The following is a 20,240-nucleotide window of genomic DNA, read 5'->3' as shown; positions in this document are numbered from 1 at the left end:
ATACGGCATGCCACGAACGCCTTTGACGGCGCGGCCTGCATCAAGAACGGAGCACACCCCATGACCACAGCACAGGCGACCGAGCCGAGGACGCACCGGACCGAAACGGCAGCGGAGGTGGTCGGCCGCCTTCGTGCGACGTTCAACACCGGCGTCACCCGCGGACTGGACTGGCGCGTCAGCCAACTGCAGCGGCTGCGGGCACTGCTGGTCGAGAACGAGCAGGAGCTGATTGAGGCCCTCTGGGCTGACCTGCGGAAGAACGCCGCCGAAGCCAAGACGCAGGAGATCGACTTCACCGTCGCCGACATCGACGAGGCACTGGCGAACCTCGAGAACTGGCTTCAGCCCCGCCCGGTGAAGGTCCCCGCCCACTTCGGTCCCACGACCACCGCCTACACCACGTACGACCCGCTCGGCGTCGTCCTGGTGATCGCTCCGTGGAACTTCCCGCTGCACCTGCTCATCGACCCCATCATCGGCGCGCTGGCCGCCGGGAACACCGTGGTGGCCAAGCCGAGCGAGATGTCGGTGCACACCTCGGCGGTGGGGTCACGCCTCCTGCGAGAGTACTTCGACGCCGACGTGCTCACCGTCGTCGAAGGGGGCGCCGAGGAGACCACGGCCCTCCTGGCGCAGCGTTTCGACCAGATCTTCTACACCGGCAACGGCACCGTCGGCCGGATCGTCATGGCCGCAGCCGCCAAGAACCTCACCCCCGTCACGCTTGAACTCGGAGGCAAGTCACCGGTCTTCGTGGCGCCCGACGCCGACGTGGACGAGACGGCCAAGCGGCTGGTCGGCGCCAAGTTCGGCAACGCGGGGCAGCAGTGCATAGCCCCGGACTATGTTCTGGCCGATCCCGCCACCGCCGCCGCACTGGTCCCCGCCCTGCGTACGGCTGTCGAAGCCCAGTTCGGCACCACCCCGCAGACCTCGGCCGACTTCGGCCGGATCATCAACGAGCGGCACTTCGACCGGCTCACCGCTCTGCTGGACTCCGGCCGGGTGGCGGTGGGAGGCGAGCACGACCGTGACGACCTGTACATCGCACCGACGGTCCTCACCGATGTGGACGCCGCATCGCCGATCATGCAGGAGGAGGTCTTCGGTCCGATCCTCGCGGTCGTCGAAGTCGAAGACCTCAACGCCGCCATCGCCTTCATCAACGAACGCGACAAGCCCCTAGCGCTCTACGCCTTCACCGAGTCGGAGGGCACCAAGTCCCGCCTGGTGAACGAGACGTCCTCCGGCGGCGTCGCCTGGGGCCAGCCGGCGATGCAACTGCTCATGCCCGGCCTGCCCTTCGGCGGCGTCGGCGAAAGCGGCATGGGCCGCTACCACGGCCGGTACACCCTCGAGACGTTCAGCCACCTCAAGGCCGTCGCGGACGTCCCGCTCAGCTAGCCTCGCGGTTTCCTGAAGCAGGCTGCCCGATCGGCGATCGGCCGGCGGACGTGCCTCAGGCCGGTGAGATTGAGGATCGCTGAGATCGCTGTTCCCGCCACTGCCGGAAGCGCGTTCCAGGTGAAGCCGTGTATCGGTCCGCTTCGCGGGGCGCGTCGAGGGAGTCGGTCGCGGCGCGGCCTGCAGACACCGATCCGTACCGACTCCGGCGGCGGCACCCCCATGACTTCGTCACCCGGCCGGCTGCGGATCGTGCGCAAGGAGCGAACGCCCGTACCCCGGCGGGAAGTTGCGCTTGGCCGGCGTCGACGCCGACGCCGACGCCGACACCGACGCCGACGGCATGCGGCTCTCACCGCGTTCGCCGCGTTCGCCGCCAACACCACCCACACCCCGATCGCGGTCCTCGAACCGCGTCACCGTCATCGGGCCCGCGTCTGCCCGAGGGCCGCATCCGCGCCTCCGCCGGACCATGTGGACGCCCTGCGTCGCAGACCTTCATCCCGTTTCCCTCCGTATTACAGAAAGAAAGAAACCCATGGCTGCCAACACTTCAGAAGTTTCGCCCGCCCCGTCGCTTTTCTCCCCCGTCTCTCTCGGGAAGATCGAGCTCGCCAACCGCATCGTCATGGCACCGCTGACCCGGGTCCGGGCCGGTTCCTCCGGCATTCCCGGGGACCTGATGGTCGAGTACTACCGACAGCGGGCGAGCGTCGGAATGATCATCACCGAGGGCACCTACCCCGACCACGCTTCGCAGGGATACGTCGGTGAGCCGGGCATCGCCACCGACGAGCAGGCGGGCGGCTGGCAGCGGGTGTTCGAGGCGGTGCACGCCGAGGGCGGCCGCATCGTCCTGCAGATCATGCACGCCGGCCGCGGCACCCACCCCGACATCAACGGCGGCCGCCGCATCCTCGCCCCCAGCGCGATCGCCATCGACAACAAGACGTTCACCGAGAAGGGCGAGCAGCCCTACCCCGTACCGGAAGCGATGACCACCGCAGAGATCCGGGCAGCCCTGGAGGACTTCGTCGCCGCGGCCCGTCGGGCCATCGAGGCGGGGGCGGACGGCGTGGAGATCCACGGCGCCAACGGCTACCTGCTCCAGGAGTTCCTCACCCCGGCGGCCAACCAGCGCACCGACGAGTACGGCGGCTCGCCGCAGAACCGCGCCCGCTTCGTCGTCGAGGTCGTCACGGCGGTTGCCCAGGCCGTCGGTGCCGAGCGGGTCGGGCTGCGGATCTCGCCGGAGGTCGACCTCGGGGACGTCTTCGAGACCGACCGGGACGACGTCCTGGCCACCTACGGCACCCTGCTCGACCAACTGCGCCCGCTGGGCCTGGCCTACCTCTCCGTACTGCACGCCGAGCCGGGCGGCGACCTGGTACAGGAGCTGCGGCGGCGCTTCGACGGCAAGCTGATCGTCAACACCGGCCCGCTCGGCGGGGGGCAGACCACTCGCGAGCAGGCGCTCCAGCAGATCGAGGCCGGCCACGCCGACGCCGTGGCCGTGGGCCGGGCCCTCATCGCCAACCCCGACCTGGTCGAGCGCTGGCAGGGCGGCCACCCGGAGAACGAGCCGCGGCCGGAACTGTTCTACGGGCCGGGCGCCGAGGGCTACACCGACTACCCCTTCCTCGAAGCGGCTTGAGCCCCACGGTCACGCCTGTCCGTGCGCCGGCCCGACGCACCCATGGACAGGCGCCCGACCGGCGACGCCATGCCCGCCCCTTCGGGCCCGCGGTCACACCGGCGATCACCGGACCGAGGACCGTCGGGTCCGTCAGGGCGGTCACGGTCCGCAGGTTCCTGGTCAGCAGCCTGCGTTCGGTGACCTCGTCGAGCACATCGCTCTCGTGCGTGGCCACCGCGGCGGCCTTCGGCCACAGCTGACGCCTATGACAGGGCGGCACCCGCGAGTTCACCGGGCACCCCCGGTCGGGGCCAGGACCATGGTGTGCGACAGCCACCAGGACGTGATGAGGAAGTTCTCCAGCGCGGGCAGCGGCGGCCGGCCGATCCCCGCCGCGGCGGGGATCGGCGCCGTGTGCACCGCTGTGGCGTCGATCAAGCCCGTGCCCCACCAGCGTGCTCGCGTCTCCGCCCAGGCCGCCCAGGCCGTCCACCCCGCGTACCGCCAGAGCCTGGAGCGGCTGCGCGAGATGGGCGTCCTGATCGGCTCGTACGAGCCACACCGGCCGAAGGCCGGCGGTGGGGCCGACCGTTACCGCTGGGAGGAAGCGCTGGAACGGCTCGCTCCTCGGCTGTCCACACGGGCGTGATCAGCCGCCGCTGCCCCTTCGAGGACTCCGGAGACGAAGCTGATGGGGTCATGTGGGGCGGAGCAGCAGGGCGTTGCACGGTGTGCCGGGCGTTGGCTGCCTGGGCCCGTGGGCCGGGTGCGTGGCGTTGGCCCAGGTGGCGGACTCGCCAGGTCAGGGCGAGGGCCGGGCTGCGTGCATCGTCCAGGGTTCGTTGGTCGAGGGCTTGGTCCAGGACGGTGGCCGCGTTGTGGCCTGCGGCCTCTGCCTCGGCGAGCACGGCGGCGAGGGCGTTCCAGGCACGGTCGTTGAGGACCCGAAGACCTCGCCCGCCACCAGTGAAACCCCAGGTCAGGGCCAAACCAAGCAATAAGGCTGATGCCCTGCCTCATGGAGTCGGTGGCTGAAGTCCTGCCACTCGTGCAGCAGTTGGTAGACGTTGAACGCGTCCCGGGGGCCGCCCCGGTCCGGGACCGTCGACCAGATGAAGGCCGCCGCGCCGACCGCTTCCTCGCCTATGCCGCGCAGGGGGTCCACGACCGTCATGGGGAGTTTGACCACCGCGTAGTCGGGGTGGAGGACGACCAGTTCCAGCGGAGGGACCTTGCTGAGGGGTACGCCTTCTATGCCGGTGAGGACCATCGCCGCCATGGTCTCCGGCTTGATCTTGGTGAACATGCCGTTCATGCCGAGCTCGTCGCCGCCGAGTTCCTCGGGACGCATCGAGATCGGGACGCGGGCTGCGGTCGCGCCGTCGGGCGCGCCGAAGTACTTGTACGTCACCCCCACCCGACCACCATTCCTGCTTCCCGCCCTCAACCGATCGATCCGACGTTCGATACGTCGCTCGTCGCGTTCCGACTCACCGGCTGTGCTCGGCGCACCGGGTGCGCCATGTCCCTGTCGGGTTTCGTTGGCCTCTTCCGCCTCGCGCCGGTGCTTCCCCCGTTGGGAACGTCGAGGACCCAGGTCATCGGTCCCCTCGCCCAGTCCGCCACCGCGATGCATATCTCCACCCGACTGCTTTTCTAGGACGCGTGGCCCCCGCCGCGCAACCCGATCATCGTGTCAGTGACCTCCCCCACGGCCGCCCGCCGAAACGTGCGCTGAAACACCTGTCCGCAGGATCTTCGCAGCCTCTGAACGAACGGCTCCGTGCCATCGTCTCCGTGAGCTGTGTGTATCTGCATCCAGTTTCGCAGATCGTCGGGCACCGGGGGGTTCCGAGGCCTGGCCTACCCTGAGGTAGTCACAGGCAACGAAGTCAGCGAACGTCGCAGAACGCCAGAGAACGTCGCAGAAGGTCGGAGAAGTCGCAGGACATGAGCGAATTGCCCTATTCATACGACGCGCCTGTCTCGCAGGCCCTGTTCGACCGCGCCTCGGCCGTCACGCCCGGCGGCGTGAACTCCCCGGTGCGCGCCTTCCGTGCCGTGGGCGGCACCCCCCGCTTCATGGTGTCGGGCACGGGACCGTATCTGACGGACGCCGACGGGCGCGAGTACGTCGACCTGGTCTGCTCCTGGGGCCCCATGATCCTCGGGCACTCACACCCCGAGGTGATCGCCGCCGTCCAGGAGGCGGTGTCGAAGGGCACCTCCTTCGGCACCCCCGGTGAGGGCGAGGTCGCGCTCGCCGAGGAGATCGTCCGGCGGGTCGAGCCCGTCGACCAGGTCCGGCTCGTGTCCAGCGGCACCGAGGCCACCATGTCCGCGATCCGGCTGGCCCGCGGCTTCACCCGGCGCACCAAGGTCATCAAGTTCGCCGGGTGTTACCACGGTCACGTCGACTCGCTGCTCGCCGCCGCGGGCAGCGGTGTGGCCACCTTCGCGCTTCCCGACACCCCGGGCGTCACCGGTGCCCAGGCCGCCGACACCATCGTGCTGCCGTACAACGACCTCGAAGCCGTCCATGAGGCCTTCCACCGGCACCCCGGCGAGATCGCCTGTGTGATCACCGAGGCCGCGCCCGGCAACATGGGCGTCGTGCCGCCGCTGCCCGGTTTCAACCAGGGGCTCAAGGACGCCTGCGCGCAGAACGGCGCCCTCTACATCTCCGACGAGGTCATGACCGGCTTCCGGACCAGCAGGAGTGGCTGGTACGGCATCGACGGGGTCAAGCCCGATCTGATGACCTTCGGGAAGGTCATGGGGGGCGGGTTCCCCGCCGCCGCCTTCGGGGGACGCGCCGACGTCATGGCGCACCTCGCGCCCGCCGGGCCCGTCTACCAGGCCGGCACCCTCTCCGGTAACCCCGTCGCCACCGCCGCCGGACTCGCCCAGCTGCGGCTGCTCGACGACGCGGCCTACGACAGGATCGACGCCGTGTCCGAGCAGATCCGGTCGCTGGTCGGCGAGGCGCTCGGCAAGGAGGGCGTCGCGCACACGATCCAGAACGCCTCCAGCATGTTCTCCGTGTTCTTCACCGACCGGCCGGTGCGCACCTACGAGGACGCCAGGACGCAGGAGTCGTTCCGGTTCACCGCGTTCTTCCACTCCCTTCTGGAGAACGGCGTCTACCTGCCGCCGTCCTCCTTCGAGTCGTGGTTCGTGTCCACGGCCCATGACGAGCAGGCGGTTCAGCGGATCGCCGACGCCCTTCCGGCGGCGGCCCGAGCGGCGGCGGAGGCCACGGCAGCATGAGCGGGACGTTCGAGAACAACAGCGACATCACCGTCGTACACCTCATGCGGCACGGTGAGGTCGCCAACCCCGACGGGGTGCTCTACGGCCGTCTCGCGGGCTATCACCTCTCCGAGCTCGGGCGGCAGATGGCCGACCGGGTCGCCGAGCATCTGGCCGGCCGGGACGTCACGGATGTCGTCGCCTCCCCGCTGGAGCGGGCGCAGGAGACCGCCACGCCGATCGCCAAGGCGCACGGCCTCGACATCGCGACCGACGAGCGGCTCATCGAGGCCGAGAACGTCTTCCAGGGCAAGACCTTCGGCGTGGGCGACGGCGCGCTGAAGAACCCGGACAACTGGAAGCACCTCGTCAACCCGTTCAAGCCGTCCTGGGGCGAGCCCTACGTCGACCAGGTCGTCCGGATGAAGGGCGCGCTCGACGCGGCCAGGGACCGGGCGCGCGGGCACGAGGCCGTACTGGTCAGCCATCAGCTGCCGATCTGGATCGTGCGGTCCTGGGTCGAGAAGCGGCGGCTGTGGCACGACCCGCGCAAGCGGCAGTGCACGCTCGCGTCCCTCACGTCCTTCACCTACCGCGGCGACAGGATCGTGTCCGTCGGCTACAGCGAGCCCGCGATCGATCTGGTGCCGGTGCATCTCCGGGCCGGGGCCAAGCCGGTGAAGGGTGGGTCCAAGGGGTTCGGGGCGTAGCCGCTCCGCTGAAGGCCCGTGGGGAACTGCGGGGCCGTCGTGGCTGGTCGCGCCCACGCGGCGGAGCCGCATATCGATACGGCCCCGCGCCCCCTCGGGGTGTCTCTGTTACCGAATCCGGAAATAGCACCGGAACTTTCCCCGCCATCGTCTCCTCTGACTGGGTGACCACCAGCGAACGTCACGAATCGGGGAAGCATGCACTCTCTCACCCGAAGGGGAGCACTCGGACTCGGCGCGGGTGCCGCGGCCGCCGTAGGACTGTCGGGGTGCGGGACCCCCACTCCGTCGGACGGGGCGACGCATGCCGCGGGTTCCACGCCGAGCGCGACGAAGAAGCCCGTCACCGTGCGCCCCATCGGCGACGGCTCGACCTCCTTCACCGGCAAGCAGCCCCGCCAGCCCGCCAAGCCCGTGCCGCTGGAGCCCGGTCAGACCCCGCCGCAGTTCGTCATCTTCTCCTGGGACGGGGCCGGCGAGGTCGGCAACGGCCTCTTCCCGCGCTTCCTCGACCTCGCCAAGAAGCACGACGCGCACATGACCTTCTTCCTCTCCGGGCTGTATCTGCTGCCCGAGTCGAAGAAGCGGCTCTACGACCCCCCGAACAACGCCCGCGGCGCCTCCGACATCGGCTACCTCACCGACGAGCACGTCAAGGCGACCCTGACCAACGTGCGCCGCGCCTGGCTGGAGGGGCACGAGATAGGCACCCACTTCAACGGCCACTTCTGCTCCGGCTACGGCACCGTCGGCAACTGGACGCCCGCGCAGTGGCGCTCGGAGATCACGCAGGCCAAGGCCTTCGTCAAGGAGTGGCGCACCAACACGGGGTGGACCGATCTGCCCGCCCTCCCCTTCGACTACGAGAAGGAACTCGTCGGCGGCCGCACCCCCTGCCTGCTCGGCCAGAACAACCTGCTGCCCACCGCCCGCGAACTCGGCTGGCGCTACGACGCCTCCTCGCCCGGCGGCCGCCAGGTCTGGCCCGAGAAGAAGAACGGCATATGGGACCTGCCCCTGCAGGCGATACCTTTCCCCGGCCGCAGCTTCGAGGTCCTGTCCATGGACTACAACATGCTCGCCAACCAGTCGATCAACTCGACCAACGCGCCCGCCCACAACTACCCGGCCTGGCGCGAGCAGTCCGCCAATGCCTACATCGACGGCTTCAAGCGGGCCTACGAGACCAACCGCGCCCCCTTCTTCGTCGGCAACCACTTCGAGCACTGGAACGGCGGCATCTACATGGACGCCGTCGAGCGGGCCTTCACGCACATCGCGCGGGAGAAGGAGAAGGGCGCCGACGTCAGGCTGGTCTCCTTCCGGCAGTACGTCGACTGGATGGACGTACAGAAGCCGGAGGTGCTCGCCAAACTCCGCACGCTCGACGTCGGCCAGCAGCCGGCCGGTGGCTGGAACGGGTTCCTCAAGGCCCCCGCCACGAACACCGCCTCACCGTCCTCGAACGCCGCCTGAAATGCGGGTTTCCGCCCGCAAGGGGGGTGCGCAAGATCCCCAGAACGGGCATGCGAAACTTTTCACATGAGTGCCGCCAGGCCTAGCCGCTCCCGAACCCGTGCCGCCCTGCTCGTCGCAGGCACCGCGGCAGCCGCGCTGACCCTTTCCGCGTGCGGTTCGGGGGGCACCTCGGGGGGCGGCGGTGACACCAACTTCGTCATGGGGACGGACGGCATCTCCACCGCCAAGAAGGGGGAGCGCGCCGAGGCCCCCGACCTGTCGGGAAAGACCATCGACGGCGGCCGGCTCGATGTGGCCGACTACCGGGGCAAAGTGGTCGTCCTCAACGTGTGGGGCTCGTGGTGCCCGCCGTGCCGGGCCGAGGCGCCGGGCTTCGAGAAGGTCTTCCAGGACCTCAAGGGCCAGGGCGTGCAGTTCGTGGGGATCAACACCCGTGACACCAGCGTCACCCCCGCCCGCGCGTTCGAGAAGGAGCAGGGCGTCACCTTCCCCAGCCTGTACGACCCGACGGGCAAGCTGATGCTCCGCTTCAAGAAGGGCACGCTCAACCTCCAGACCATCCCCTCCACGCTCGTCCTCGACCGGGAGGGCGGCATCGCCGCCCGCTCGCTGGCGCCACTCAGTGAAGAGAAGCTGCGCAGCATGATCGCTCCGGTCCTCGCGGAGAAGTAGACGTGAGCACCTTCACCACGCTCGCCGCCGCGACCGACCCGAACCAGACCGTGCTCAGCGGCACCCTTCTGGTCGCGCTGCCCATCGCACTGCTCGGCGGGCTGGTCTCGTTCTTCTCGCCGTGCGTCCTCCCGCTCGTCCCCGGCTATCTCTCGTACGTCACCGGCGTCGCCGGCACCGATCTGGCCGAGGCCCGACGCGGCCGCATGGTCGCCGGCGCCTCCCTGTTCGTGCTCGGCTTCACCGCCGTATTCGTCTCCAGCGGTGCCCTGTTCGGCTACTTCGGGGACACCCTCCTGGCCAACAACGACGTGCTGTCCAAGGTGCTCGGCGTGCTCATGATCCTCATGGGCGTCTTCTTCATGGGCCTGATGCCCTGGATGACCCAGCGGGAGTTCCGCTTCCACCGGAAGCCCGCCGCCGGCCTGGTCGGCGCCCCGCTGCTCGGCGCGCTGTTCGGTATCGGCTGGACCCCCTGCATCGGCCCCACCCTCGCCTCGGTGATCGCCCTGTCCTCCCAGCAGGGCAGCGCGGGTCGCGGTGCCATACTGACCGTCGCCTACTGCCTCGGCCTCGGCGTGCCCTTCGTGCTCGCCGCGGTCGCCTTCCGCAAGGCGCTCGGCGCCTTCGGCTGGGTCAAGCGCCACTACGTCTGGGTCATGCGCATCGGCGGCACCATGATGATCGTGACCGGACTGCTGCTGCTGACCGGCGCGTGGGACCGCCTCGTGCAGGACGTCCAGTCCTGGTCCGCCGGCTTCACTGTGGGGATCTGATCCATGAGCAAGACCACACCCGACGCTCCCGCCCCCGACCAGGACCTCGGCGCCGCCGGCTCCCAGCTGTCCACCGCGCCCGCGGAGTCCCTGAACATGCCGGCCCTCGGGGTGATCGGCTGGGCCCGCTGGTTCTGGCGCCAGCTGACCTCCATGCGGGTCGCGCTGCTGCTGCTCCTGCTGGTGGCGCTCGGCGCGATCCCCGGCTCGCTCATCCCGCAGAGCGGCACCGACGCCACGAAGGTCGCCGACTTCGTCAAGAAGAACCCCACCCTCGGGAACGTCTACGACAAGCTCGGCCTCTTCCACGTCTACAGCTCGGTGTGGTTCGGCGCGATCTACATCCTGCTGTTCGTCTCCCTCATCGGCTGCATCATCCCCCGCACCTGGCAGTTCGTCGGTCAGATCCGCAGCCGCCCGCCGGGCGCCCCCAAGCGGCTGACCCGGCTGCCCGCCCACACCACCTGGCGCACCGAGGCCGAGCCCGAGCAGGTCCGAGAGGCCGCGCTCACCCTGCTGAAGAAGCGCCGCTTCCGTGCCCACCTCGTCGGTGACAACGTCGCCGCCGAGAAGGGCTACCTCCGCGAGGTCGGCAACCTCGCCTTCCACATCGCCCTCATCGTGATGCTGACCGCCTTTGCCTGGGGCCAGCTCTTCAAGTCCGAGGGCAACAAGCTGATCGTCGAGGGTGACGGCTTCTCCAACACCCTCACCCAGTACGACGACTTCAAGTCGGGGAACCTCTTCGACACCGGCGACCTGGTGCCGCTCAGCTTCACCCTGAACAAGTTCACCGGCACCTACGAGACCAGCGGCCCCAACACGGGCACCCCGCGCCTCTACCAGGCGGCCATCACCTACAGCGAGGGCGCCTACGGCAAGGGCCGGAAAACCCTCGTCAAGGTCAACGAGCCGCTGGAGGTCGGCGACGCGAAGGTCTATCTCACCGCCCACGGCTACGCGCCCGTCATCACGGTCCGCGACGGCAAGGGCGACGTCGTCTACCGCGACGCCGTGCCGATGCTGCCGCTCGACTCCAACGTCACCTCCACCGGTGTGGTCAAGGTCCTCGACGGCTACAAGAACACCAAGGGCGTCAGCGAGCAGCTGGGCATCTCGGCGTTCTTCCTGCCGACCTACACCAAGGGCAGCGAGACGGCCTCCACCTTCCCCGCGCTGAACAACCCGGTGCTCAACCTCGCGCCCTACTACGGCGACCTCGGCGTCAACTCGGGCATCCCGCAGAGCGTGTACCAGCTCGACAAGTCGCATATGAAGGGATTCAAGGACTCCAAGGGCGCCCAGCTCAGGGAGAACCTGAAGCCCGGCCAGACCATGAAGCTCCCGAACGGCGCCGGGTCGATCACCTACGAGAGCACCAGGCAGTGGGCGAACTTCCAGGTCGTCCAGCAGCCCGGCACCGACTGGGCCCTCGCCGGCTCCCTCACCGCGATCTTCGGCCTCGCCGCCTCCCTCTTCATCCAGCGCCGCCGGGTCTGGGTCCGCGCGGTGCGCGGCGCCGACGGCGTCACGGTCGTCGAGATGGCGGGCCTGGGCCGCAGCGAGTCGGCCAAGCTCCCCGAGGAGTTGGGCGACCTCGCCGGAATCCTGTACGACCAGGCACCGGGTGCGCCCGGCCCCGACGAAGACCCACCGCACGACGACACCACCCCCGAACCCCGAGTCGTACCTTCCGAAGGGGCTGAGACCAAGTGACTCTCGCCGCCGCAACCGAGTTGGCCACCGCCACCAACGAACACCTCGCCAACATCAGCAACACGCTGATCTACTCCTCGATGGCCGTCTACACCCTGGCCTTCTTCACGTACATCGCCGAATGGCTCCTCGGCAGCCGCAGCAAGGTCGGCCGCACCGCCGCCGCGCTCACCGGCACCGCGGGCAAGGCCAAGGCGCCGGCCGTCACCGTGAGCAAGGGCGGCAGCACCGCCGTACTGGAGCGGCCGCAGGTCGTGGTGCGGGCCGCGGCCGGGGCGCGGGACGTGCCCGACGGGCCCGGGGCGCACGGCGGGGACGAGCAGGGCGACCTCTACGGCCGTATCGCCGTGTCCCTCACCGTGCTCGCGTTCCTCATCGAGCTCGCCGGGGTCGTCGCCCGCGCGGCCTCGGTGGAGCGGGCCCCCTGGGGCAACATGTACGAGTTCAACATCACCTTCTCCACGGTCGCCGTCGGCGTGTACCTCACGCTGCTCGCGCTGAAGAAGAACGTGCGCTGGCTCGGCCTGTTCCTGATCACGACGGTCCTCCTCGATCTCGGCATCGCCGTCACTGTCTTGTACACCGCCAGTGACCAGTTGGTTCCCGCCCTTCACTCGTACTGGCTGTACATCCACGTCTCGACCGCGATCCTGTGCGGCGCGGTCTTCTACGTGGGCGCCGTCGGCACGATCCTGTACCTGTTCAAGGACTCGTACGAGAGCAAGCTGGCGAGCGGCGGCACGCCGGGCCGGTTCGCCACCTCGTTCCTGGAGCGGCTGCCCGCCTCCGCGACCCTGGACAAGTTCTCCTACCGGGTCAACGCGGCCGTCTTCCCGCTGTGGACGTTCACGATCATCGCGGGCGCGATCTGGGCCGAGTCGGCCTGGGGCCGCTACTGGGGCTGGGACCCGAAGGAGACCTGGGCGTTCATCACCTGGGTCGCCTACGCCTGCTACCTGCACGCCCGCGCCACCGCCGGCTGGAAGGGCCGCAAGGCCGCGTACCTGGCGATGATCGCCTTCGGCTGCTGGCTGTTCAACTACTACGGCGTCAACATCTTCGTCACCGGCAAGCACTCCTACGCCGGCGTCTGACCCCTCTTGCGGCGAAGGCCGGTTCCGCGACGAGAGTCACCGGAACCGGCCTTCGCCGTACGCGCGAGGGCCGCGCGCTACGCCGGCGGCAGGCACTCCTTCGCCGGCGGCTTCTTCTCCGGCCAGGCGATCCTCACGAAGCGGGCGGTGCCCTGCGGGGTCAGTTCCACGATCGGTACGGCCTTGTCGTACGGGTTGCCGTGGTTGTCGAGGCAGATCCAGCCGCTCGCGCCGTCGACCCGCTGCTGGGTGCCCTTGATGAGCCGCCACTCGTTGCGGACCTCCTCGAGCGTGGGGATGTCCTTGGTGCCCTTGGCGAACCGGATGCCCTGGTACGTCAGCCGCATCGCGTCGTAGGCGATGATCAGCTGGCCGTCCTCCAGGTCGACCGTGCCGATCGGGCCCACCTTGGCGCCCTGGCCCGCGCGCACCAGCTCCGCAAGGACCTTCGCGTCGGCGGCCGAACCCCCGGTCGCGGGCGGGGACGTGGTCCAGGCGTCCGGGTGGGCGAGGGCGGTGTAGCGGACGGTGAGGTTGCGGTTCAGGGCGTCCCGGTGCAGGTCCTTGTCACCGGTGAGGTAGGACGCCTCGTCGCCGGTGAGCAGGGTGAACCTCCTTTTCTGGCAGCCGCGTTCGCCGAGCGCGTTGATGAACTGCCGCAGCTGGGTGTGGCGTCCGGCGAAGAGGATGGTGTCGGTGCCGGCATCCGTGTCGCAGACCAGGTGGGTGATCTGCTCGAAGTCGTTGGCGGTGGAGCCCTCCTGGGCGCGGTCGTCGGGCGGGTTGAACGACCAGGGCGCGTACGGCGATCCCTTGAGCAGCTTCTCGAACGAGCGTTGCAGGGTCAGCGAGTAGGGGTCGCCGTCGTCCCGGTCGTCGGCCTTCTCGTCGTAGACCAGGACCGCCTTGTCGGCCGCGACCTGGGCGAAGGAGGTGAGCGCGCGGGCCTCGTCGGTGTTGGTGGGGGCGACCCGGGCGAGGCCGGGGAAGGGGTCCTTGCCGTTCTGCCCGTTGGCCAGGTTGTCGGCGGTGATGGAGGTGCCGACGACCGCGATGCCGCGGGCGGTGAGGGCGGCGACGGCCCGCTTGTTGTTGGCGGTGCTCAGGCCGACCCCGGCGACCGCCCGCAGCCGGTCCTTCGCCCCGGTCATGCCCGCCAGCCGGTCGACGGTGTGCTCCCAATGGGCGCCGGTGGCACCGGGGTTGGCGAGCACCAGCCGGATCGCCGGGACGGTCCCGTTGGACCGGTGGTTGGCCTGGTACTGGGCGAGGTACGCACCCTGCATCTCGTGCAGGACGTCACCGAGGTTGTCGGCGTCGGTCGCGGTGAACGGTTCGAGGAGGGCGACGGTGACGTAGGGGCCCTTGATGGACCTGTTCTCGCGGTCGATCGCCTTGGCGACCGGCCTGAGCGGGGCCCGGCCCCAGTCGTAGGCGGTCGCCGAGACGCCCACGCACTCGTCGCTGCCCTCGGGCCGCACGACGCCCGGCGCGCAGGAGCGGTCGTCGTGGGCGAGGGTGCGGACGCCCAGGACCAGGCCCGCCAGCACCGCCACCCCGAGCACGATCGCGAGGTACCGGCGCAGCGGGATCTCCCACACGCCCTCACGCAGCCACGTTCCGAGTCCCCTGCCGGCCATCACGCCTCCCCCTCGTCGTCGTCCGGGATCCTGAGCGCGCGCCCGGCGAGCGCGTCCTCGGGCCAGTCCCGGGAGGCCCGCCACAGCAGCGCGTTGCCGGCCGGGCGCAGGTTGGACAGCTGCTCCAGCTCGAAGCGCAGCCGGTCGCAGACCTTCGGGTCGGGCAGCGCCAGCGGGTCGGTCAGCTGCCACACGGCGTGCAGCAGCCGCCGTATCCGCAGATGCAGTACGGGGTTCACGCCGTCCGGCACCCGCTGGGCGGCGTCCGTGCGGCCGAGCGCGATCGCCGCGCGCCGGTCGTCGCGGGCGTCGAAGTCGTGGCCCTCGGCGTCGTGCGCGTGGAAGTAGGGCGCCGAGGCGATGAACCGCAGGGTGCGCAGCCAGCTGCCGGTGTCCAGGTCGGTGAACGTGTCGCGCAGGTGGGCGACGGCCGGCTCGGTCGTCCCGAGGGCGAGCTGGTGGTGCAGGTGATACCGGTCCGTGGGTTCGTAGCGCTGGATCAGCGTCTCGTGCGCCTCGCGCCACCGTCCGTGGTCGGCGGCCCGGTGGTGCAGCCGGAGCAGCAGCAGCGTCCGCACGAAGGGGTCGCCGACGAACCGGCCCGGCTCCTCGGGCAGCCCTTCCTGGACGAGCCGGGTCTGCAGGGCCCGTACGTCGGCCGGGCCGAAGTCGTCGGGCAGGAGCGCCTCGGCGAGAGCGGTGGCGGAGTCGTGGTCGTGGGCTGCGGCCAGCACCGTCAGCTCCTCCAGCCGGTCGGCGGGCACCAGCCGGTCGAGGAGTTCGACGTAGGCGGGCCGGCCGTCACGGTCCTCGTGCAGCCGGACGTCCGAGGTGAGCAACTCCCCGAGGGAGGCAGTGCTGTTCTGTGCGGCGGACTCGGTCAGCAGCACGATGCCCAGCGGGTTGCCGCCGGTCAACCGGTGGATCGCGTGCGGGAGTTGGGGCGGGACCTGGTGCTCGTCGACGATGTGCAGGGTGTCGTCGGCGGTGAGGGGCGGCAGCGAGACCAGCAGGGCGCGGGAGGACGGGGACGCGGGGTCGGGCGTCCAGTCGGTGCGCCGGGCGACCTCGGGGAGGGTGTGCCGTACGGCGTTGCGCAGGGCGGGGCGGCCGGAGCCGCGGAGCGCGCTGATGAAGACGACCTGGTCGGCGATGCCCTCGGAGCGGTCTCTCAGGACGGGGTCGGTGAGGCCGGGTCCCGGCGCGGACTGCGCGTTGTCGACGAGGACGAGCGGGCGGCCCAGGCGCTGCATGCGGGGCAGCATGCCGGTGTAGGCGTCGGTGAGGTCGGCGAGCAGGGCGCGGACCAGATGGCGTTCGGCGTGCTCGCGGGAGGTGCCGCCGGCCCTGAAGTGCCCGGACAGCAGCATGAGTCCGCGCCGGGCGTTGCGGCTCGCGTTGGGGTAGTCCCGCCACCAGGTGGCGGCCCGCTGTTGGCGCCGGTGCACGAAGCTGTCGGAGATGGACTCCAGGGTGGCCTCGATGGCGGAGGACAGCAGTGGCCCGGTCCCGGTGGCCGCAGCCGCCACGTTGGCGGCGACCCGTCCGGCCCAGCGTCCGGCGAACCCGGCGATCCACGATCCGCTCTCGTTCAGCAGCAGGATCCGCTCGACCTCGCGCCGGATCCGCTCCGAGTCGGCGTCCCGCCAGCCGCCCGCGGCGACCGCGACCAGGCCCGACATCAGCCGCGGGAAGGTGATGCGGCCCGCGCCGGTCACCGGTTCCGCGAGCTGCTCGGCGATCACCAGCAGTGCCTGGGACACCGGTGACCAGGCCTCGGCGTCCCGGCCCGCGGGCGGCGCCGTGAACTCGGCGGCCTCGCAGTCGATCAGGGCGACCGGGGTGTGCCCCTTGTAGGCATCCCGCAGTTCGCCGAGCATCGCACTCTTGCCGCGGCCGCGGCTGCCGGTGAGCACGACGAAGGGGAGCTCCTGCGGATGCTCCACCGCCGTGGCCCGGTGCTGATGGGGCCGTAACCCCACGAGCCGGGGCGCGAGCCCCGCCGGATCCGTGTCGAACAGCGCCCCGCGCCCGTGCAGCTGTCTGTGCACCCGCATTCCCCCCATGCGCGCTGTGTATCAAGACCAGGGTAAGGAGGGGGAGTTGGTTCGGACTAGATCACGGGATGTCCGTTGGATTACGAAAATGTCGATAGGTGAGCGTTCAGGCGTCCGTTCGCAGCACGAGTTCCAGCAGCCCTGGGAAGCGGATGTCGAACTCCGGGCGCCGGAGCCGGTTGATGCGCCGCGGCCCCTCGTCCCGCTGCTCCAGGAGTCCGGCCGCACGCAGCACCGCCAGATGATGGCTGAGTCCGGCCTTGCCCACGGGCACGTCGAAGCTGCCGCAGGCCAGGGCCCACTCGGGCCGGGCCGCCAACTCCCGCACGATGACGAGGCGGACGGGGTCGGCGAGCGCGGCGAGCGCGGTGAGCACCGGGACGTCGTCCGGATGGATGTGCTCGGGAGCGGCTCGGTGCCGCGGGGTGCTGCTCATGGATTCCTTCTGTTCCGCTTCCGCTGTTCCGCTTGCAGAGTGTTCGATGAAAACCATACAGTGGGGAGTGTTCGGTTTTCATTGAACAGCAGAGGTGGGACATGCGCGCGATCGAGATCCAGCAGTACGGCGGTCCGGAAGTACTGAAGGTGGTCGAGGCCGAGTCGCCCTCGCCGGGCCCCGGCCAGGTGAGTGTCGACGTCGCGTACGCCGGGGTGAACTTCGCCGATCTCAAGGCGCGTTCGGAGGGTTACCGGGTGCCGGAGCTGCCGTTCGTGCCCGGTCTGGAGGTGTCCGGGCGAGTGCGGGTGCTCGGTGAGGGCGTGACCGGGCTGAGCGTCGGCCAGGAGGTGACCGCCGCGCTGGCCGGGGGCGGCGGCTACGCGGACGTGGCCGTCGTCGGCACGGACAACGTCTTCGCGCTCCCGCCCGGCCTCGACCTGCGCACGGCGGCCACCCTGCCCTCGGTGCTGCCGACCGCGTACGCCCTCGTGCACACCGTGGGCCGGCTCCAGCCGGGGGAGACGGTCCTGGTCCAGGGCGCGGCGGGCGGGATCGGCACGGTGGCGGGCCAGTTGGCGAAGCGGGCCGGGGCCACCGTGTACGGCGTGGTGTCCGGCGAGGCCAAGGTGGCGCACGCGCGCGAGCACGGGTACGACGAGGTGTTCGTCGGCGACTTCGAGGAGCCGGTGCGGGCGGCGACCGGCGGCCGGGGGGTCGACCTCGCCCTGGACCCGGTCGGCGGCGACACCCTCCGCGCCTCCCTGGCCTCCCTCGCGGTGTACGGCCGCCTGATCTCCTTCGGCAACGCGAGCGGGGCCCCGCCGTGGCAGGTGGGCCAGCCCGAGCTGTACCCCCGCGGCATCTCCGTCGCCGGCTTCTCCATCCTCACCCTCGCCCAGACCGCCCCCGCCGAGCTGCGAACCCTGTCCGAGCAGGCCTTCGCGACGGTGTCCGACGGCACGGTGACCCTGCCGGTCACCGCCGAGTTCGGCCTGGACGAGGCGGCGGAGGCGCACCGGCTGATGGGAGGGCGGGCAAGCACGGGCAAGCTCCTGCTGAGGGTGAACGGCTGACAGGACGGGCCGGGTTCTGGACACGGAGCCGGGGATTTTGACACGGTGGGGTGCACCGGCCCGCAATCGAACACGTGGTCGATGTGACGCCTTTCGGGAGGCCTGCCGTGTCCCGCTCATTCCACGCCGTCCAGAGCACGTTCTCCGACCCGGGCGAACTCGCCTCCCTTTACGACGACTTGCCGCGCGACCCCGCCCGACTGGCCCGTGTCGTACGGGATGTGATGATCCACCGCGGCGAAGGTGAGCTCTTCGGCCACACCCATCCGGCCGACCGCCTCCACAACGACGCGGAGTCCCGCTACATCGACGACATCCTGCGCATCGTCGTCGACCGGAACTCCGCCGCGCTGACCGTGCGGCGCGAGCCCGGCGACCGGTTCGTCGGGACCTGCCGCGACTTCGCGCTGCTGCACGTCTCGTTCCTGCGGCACGCGGGCGTCCCGGCGCGGCTGCGGTCCGGCTTCGCCGACTACTTCGGTTCCACCGGCTTCCACCACGACCACGTCGTCACCGAGTACTGGGACGAGGAACGCGGTTGGTCGCTGGCGGACGCCCAGCTGACCGACCCCGGGATCACGGCCAACTGGCCGGTGGACTTCGATCCGATGGACGTCCCCCGCTCACGCTTCCTGGTCGCGGGCGAGGCCTGGCAGGCGATCCGGGAGGGCGGGGCGGACGAGACGACCTTCGGTCTGCACCCGCCGCAGGAAGGGCCCTTCCAGGGGGAGCGGTTCGTGGCCGGCAACATCCGGCTCGACCTGGCCGCGCTCAACAAGGTGGAGACGTTGTTGTGGGACGTGTGGGGCGAGGACGAGGGTGAGCCCGGGACGCCGTTGCCTGAGCCGTCGCGCGCGTTCTACGACCGTGTCGCCCCGGTCGTCAGCGGCGAAGTCTCCATCGAGGCCGCGCGCAGGCTGTTCGACGAGGAGGACGTCCTGCGCACCCCGGCGACGGTGACGTCCTACGCACCCTTCAACGGGCCGAGTCTCGTCACCCTTCGCTAGGCCACCGTCCGCAGCCCGCGCCGTACGACGGTTCCCGTTCCCCGGACCACCCGGTGGGCGCAGGTCGCCGTCAGGAGTTCTCCGAGCAGGTCCGGGTCGTCGATGTCGAGGTCCAGCAGTGACTCGATGCGCTCCAGGCGCTGGTACAGGGACTGGCGGCCTATGTGGAGGAGGGCCGCGGTGCGGGTGGGGGAGCAGCCGTTGCGCAGGTGCGTCTCCAGGGTGCGGACCAGATCGCTCGGGTGGGCCGCCTCCCAGGCCAGGAGGGGGCCCAGTGTGTGGTGGACCAGGGCCGACAGGCGTTCCCGGTTGGCGTCCAGGCCGCCCCTGGTCAGCTCCCGCTCCAGCGCCAGCGCCCGTGACGAGGTCACCACGGGGCCGTCGGGGACGGCGGGCTCGGCGGCCGGGACGGTCAGCGCCAGTTCCAGTGTCGTACGGGCCGCCCGCAGCGTGTCGCTCCAGCGCAGCCAGCCGCTGTCCGTGGCGGAGACCGCGTGGCCCACCGCCACCGTGAGGCCGGGGTCGGCGGCCTTGTGGAAGACCTCCCGCACCGCTTTCACGGGGTCGCCGGGGCGCGCTCCCGGCAGCGAGAGCAGCGCCAGGACGTCCCCGGGGAACGCGGCCCGCAGCACACCCGCCCCGCCCAGCAGCCGTACCGCGCGGTCGACCGTGCTCACGTCCCGGGTGCCGTGCAGGGAGACCCCGATCAGCCGGGCGCCGGGGCCGGGGTGGAAGCCCGCGAGCGCGGCCCGCGCCTCCACCTCCGGCTGGTTCAGTGCCGCCCGGTCGGCGAGGTCGGCGAGCAGGGCCGCCGTATGGTCGTCGCCCCACGGCCGTACGACCGCACGGCCGGACAGGCCGCGGGCCACGATCGCCCGGTTGGCGGCCTCCGTGATCCGTACGAAGGGCACGACCCGGTGCAGGGCCAGCAGCGGCAGCTCACGGCGGCGGGCCTCGTCGACGACCTCGGCGGGCATCACCGGCAGCGAACGGCCGACCTCCACTCCGAGCCCGGTGGCACCCCGCGCGGCCAGCTCGCGGACGTAACGGCGGCGGACCTCCTCGGCGGCGTCCGTCAGCCCGAAACCGTTGGTGAGCAGCAGCTCGCCGCCGTCCAGGAAGTTCGCGCCCTCGTACACCTCGCTGGAGTGCACCCAGCGGACCGGGCGGTCCAGCGCGGTGTGTCCGGCCAGCAGCTCGGGCTCGGCGGCGCGGACCGGATCGAGGGCAAGGATCTCGCGAAGGGTGAGTGCGGGCATGCGCGCCTCCCGACAGTTCGTCC

The 20,240-nt window shown here is 70.6% G+C and carries 17 protein-coding genes and 2 pseudogenes; 12 read left to right on the top strand and 7 right to left on the bottom strand.

The features are described from left to right. Positions 1-60 precede the first annotated feature (60 nt). Together ACZ48Z_RS05190 and ACZ48Z_RS05185 are read left to right on the top strand one after the other, a co-directional pair. Entirely contained in the window at positions 61-1,407 is a 1,347-nt protein-coding gene (locus tag ACZ48Z_RS05190) for an aldehyde dehydrogenase family protein (protein WP_468734393.1), read from the top strand. Between the two features lie 538 nt (positions 1,408-1,945). Continuing rightward, complete coding sequence (locus ACZ48Z_RS05185) at positions 1,946-3,061, top strand: alkene reductase (protein WP_468734392.1); 1,116 nt, start codon at positions 1,946-1,948, stop codon at positions 3,059-3,061. A 270-nt stretch (positions 3,062-3,331) separates the two neighbouring features. On the opposite strand, the gene ACZ48Z_RS05180 is transcribed toward ACZ48Z_RS05185, so the two are convergent. After that, positions 3,332-3,481, bottom strand: a complete 150-nt coding sequence (locus ACZ48Z_RS05180) for a hypothetical protein (protein ID WP_468734391.1) — start codon at positions 3,479-3,481, stop codon at positions 3,332-3,334. Between the two features lie 37 nt (positions 3,482-3,518). Between ACZ48Z_RS05180 and ACZ48Z_RS05175 the strand changes: the two are divergent. After that, a pseudogene (locus ACZ48Z_RS05175) lies at positions 3,519-3,692 on the top strand (flavoprotein); the annotation flags it as partial. A gap of 16 nt (positions 3,693-3,708) precedes the next feature. Here ACZ48Z_RS05175 and ACZ48Z_RS05170 read toward each other — a convergent pair. Then, a pseudogene (locus tag ACZ48Z_RS05170) lies at positions 3,709-3,990 on the bottom strand (mobilization protein); the annotation flags it as partial. A 32-nt stretch (positions 3,991-4,022) separates the two neighbouring features. Further along, a complete protein-coding gene (locus tag ACZ48Z_RS05165) occupies positions 4,023-4,460 on the bottom strand; it encodes a hypothetical protein (RefSeq protein WP_010986216.1) in 438 nt (145 codons plus the stop codon). Positions 4,461-4,993: 533 nt separating this feature from the next. On the opposite strand from ACZ48Z_RS05165, the gene hemL reads away from it, so the two are divergent. The 7 genes from hemL (at position 4,994) to ccsB (ending at position 12,742) form a co-directional block, all read left to right on the top strand. Then, complete coding sequence (gene hemL / locus ACZ48Z_RS05160) at positions 4,994-6,313, top strand: glutamate-1-semialdehyde 2,1-aminomutase (RefSeq protein WP_468734390.1); 1,320 nt, start codon at positions 4,994-4,996, stop codon at positions 6,311-6,313. Beyond that, positions 6,310-7,005 carry a histidine phosphatase family protein gene (locus ACZ48Z_RS05155; RefSeq protein WP_468734389.1) on the top strand — a complete coding sequence of 232 codons (696 nt, stop codon included), beginning with the start codon at positions 6,310-6,312 and terminating at the stop codon, positions 7,003-7,005. The genes hemL and ACZ48Z_RS05155 overlap by 4 nt, the downstream gene beginning before the upstream one ends. 198 nt (positions 7,006-7,203) lie before the next feature. Then, positions 7,204-8,481 carry a polysaccharide deacetylase family protein gene (locus ACZ48Z_RS05150; RefSeq protein WP_468734388.1) on the top strand — a complete coding sequence of 426 codons (1,278 nt, stop codon included), beginning with the start codon at positions 7,204-7,206 and terminating at the stop codon, positions 8,479-8,481. Between the two features lie 66 nt (positions 8,482-8,547). Then, positions 8,548-9,156: a TlpA family protein disulfide reductase gene (locus tag ACZ48Z_RS05145; protein ID WP_468734387.1), complete on the top strand. Its 609-nt coding sequence runs from the start codon at positions 8,548-8,550 to the stop codon at positions 9,154-9,156. A 2-nt stretch (positions 9,157-9,158) separates the two neighbouring features. Next, positions 9,159-9,932 carry a cytochrome c biogenesis CcdA family protein gene (locus ACZ48Z_RS05140; RefSeq protein ID WP_468734386.1) on the top strand — a complete coding sequence of 258 codons (774 nt, stop codon included), beginning with the start codon at positions 9,159-9,161 and terminating at the stop codon, positions 9,930-9,932. A gap of 3 nt (positions 9,933-9,935) precedes the next feature. Further along, positions 9,936-11,648, top strand: coding sequence for a cytochrome c biogenesis protein ResB (gene resB, locus ACZ48Z_RS05135; protein ID WP_468734385.1), 1,713 nt, complete (start codon positions 9,936-9,938; stop codon positions 11,646-11,648). Next, a complete protein-coding gene (gene ccsB / locus ACZ48Z_RS05130; protein ID WP_468734384.1) occupies positions 11,645-12,742 on the top strand; it encodes a c-type cytochrome biogenesis protein CcsB in 1,098 nt (365 codons plus the stop codon). The genes resB and ccsB overlap by 4 nt, the downstream gene beginning before the upstream one ends. A 77-nt stretch (positions 12,743-12,819) precedes the next feature. Here ccsB and ACZ48Z_RS05125 read toward each other — a convergent pair whose 3' ends face one another. From ACZ48Z_RS05125 to ACZ48Z_RS05115, 3 genes are all read right to left on the bottom strand, one after another. Beyond that, complete coding sequence (locus tag ACZ48Z_RS05125) at positions 12,820-14,382, bottom strand: type 1 periplasmic-binding domain-containing protein (protein ID WP_468734383.1); 1,563 nt, start codon at positions 14,380-14,382, stop codon at positions 12,820-12,822. Further along, complete coding sequence (locus tag ACZ48Z_RS05120; RefSeq protein ID WP_468734471.1) at positions 14,382-16,439, bottom strand: hypothetical protein; 2,058 nt, start codon at positions 16,437-16,439, stop codon at positions 14,382-14,384. Before ACZ48Z_RS05120 ends, ACZ48Z_RS05125 begins: the two co-directional genes overlap by 1 nt. A gap of 106 nt (positions 16,440-16,545) precedes the next feature. Next, a complete protein-coding gene (locus ACZ48Z_RS05115; RefSeq protein WP_468734382.1) occupies positions 16,546-16,875 on the bottom strand; it encodes an ArsR/SmtB family transcription factor in 330 nt (109 codons plus the stop codon). Positions 16,876-16,976: 101 nt separating this feature from the next. Between ACZ48Z_RS05115 and ACZ48Z_RS05110 the strand changes: the two genes are divergently transcribed. Next, positions 16,977-17,951, top strand: coding sequence for a quinone oxidoreductase family protein (locus ACZ48Z_RS05110; protein WP_468734381.1), 975 nt, complete (start codon positions 16,977-16,979; stop codon positions 17,949-17,951). Between the two features lie 107 nt (positions 17,952-18,058). Beyond that, positions 18,059-18,958, top strand: coding sequence for a transglutaminase-like domain-containing protein (locus tag ACZ48Z_RS05105; RefSeq protein WP_468734380.1), 900 nt, complete (start codon positions 18,059-18,061; stop codon positions 18,956-18,958). On the opposite strand, the gene ACZ48Z_RS05100 is transcribed toward ACZ48Z_RS05105, so the two are convergent. Then, positions 18,955-20,217, bottom strand: a complete 1,263-nt coding sequence (locus tag ACZ48Z_RS05100; RefSeq protein WP_468734379.1) for a PucR family transcriptional regulator — start codon at positions 20,215-20,217, stop codon at positions 18,955-18,957. The two genes, ACZ48Z_RS05105 and ACZ48Z_RS05100, sit on opposite strands and share 4 nt — an antisense overlap. Positions 20,218-20,240 lie beyond the last annotated feature (23 nt).

Source organism: Streptomyces sp. NPDC031225 (assembly GCF_055570355.1).
This window is presented reverse-complemented; position numbering and strand designations above follow the sequence as displayed.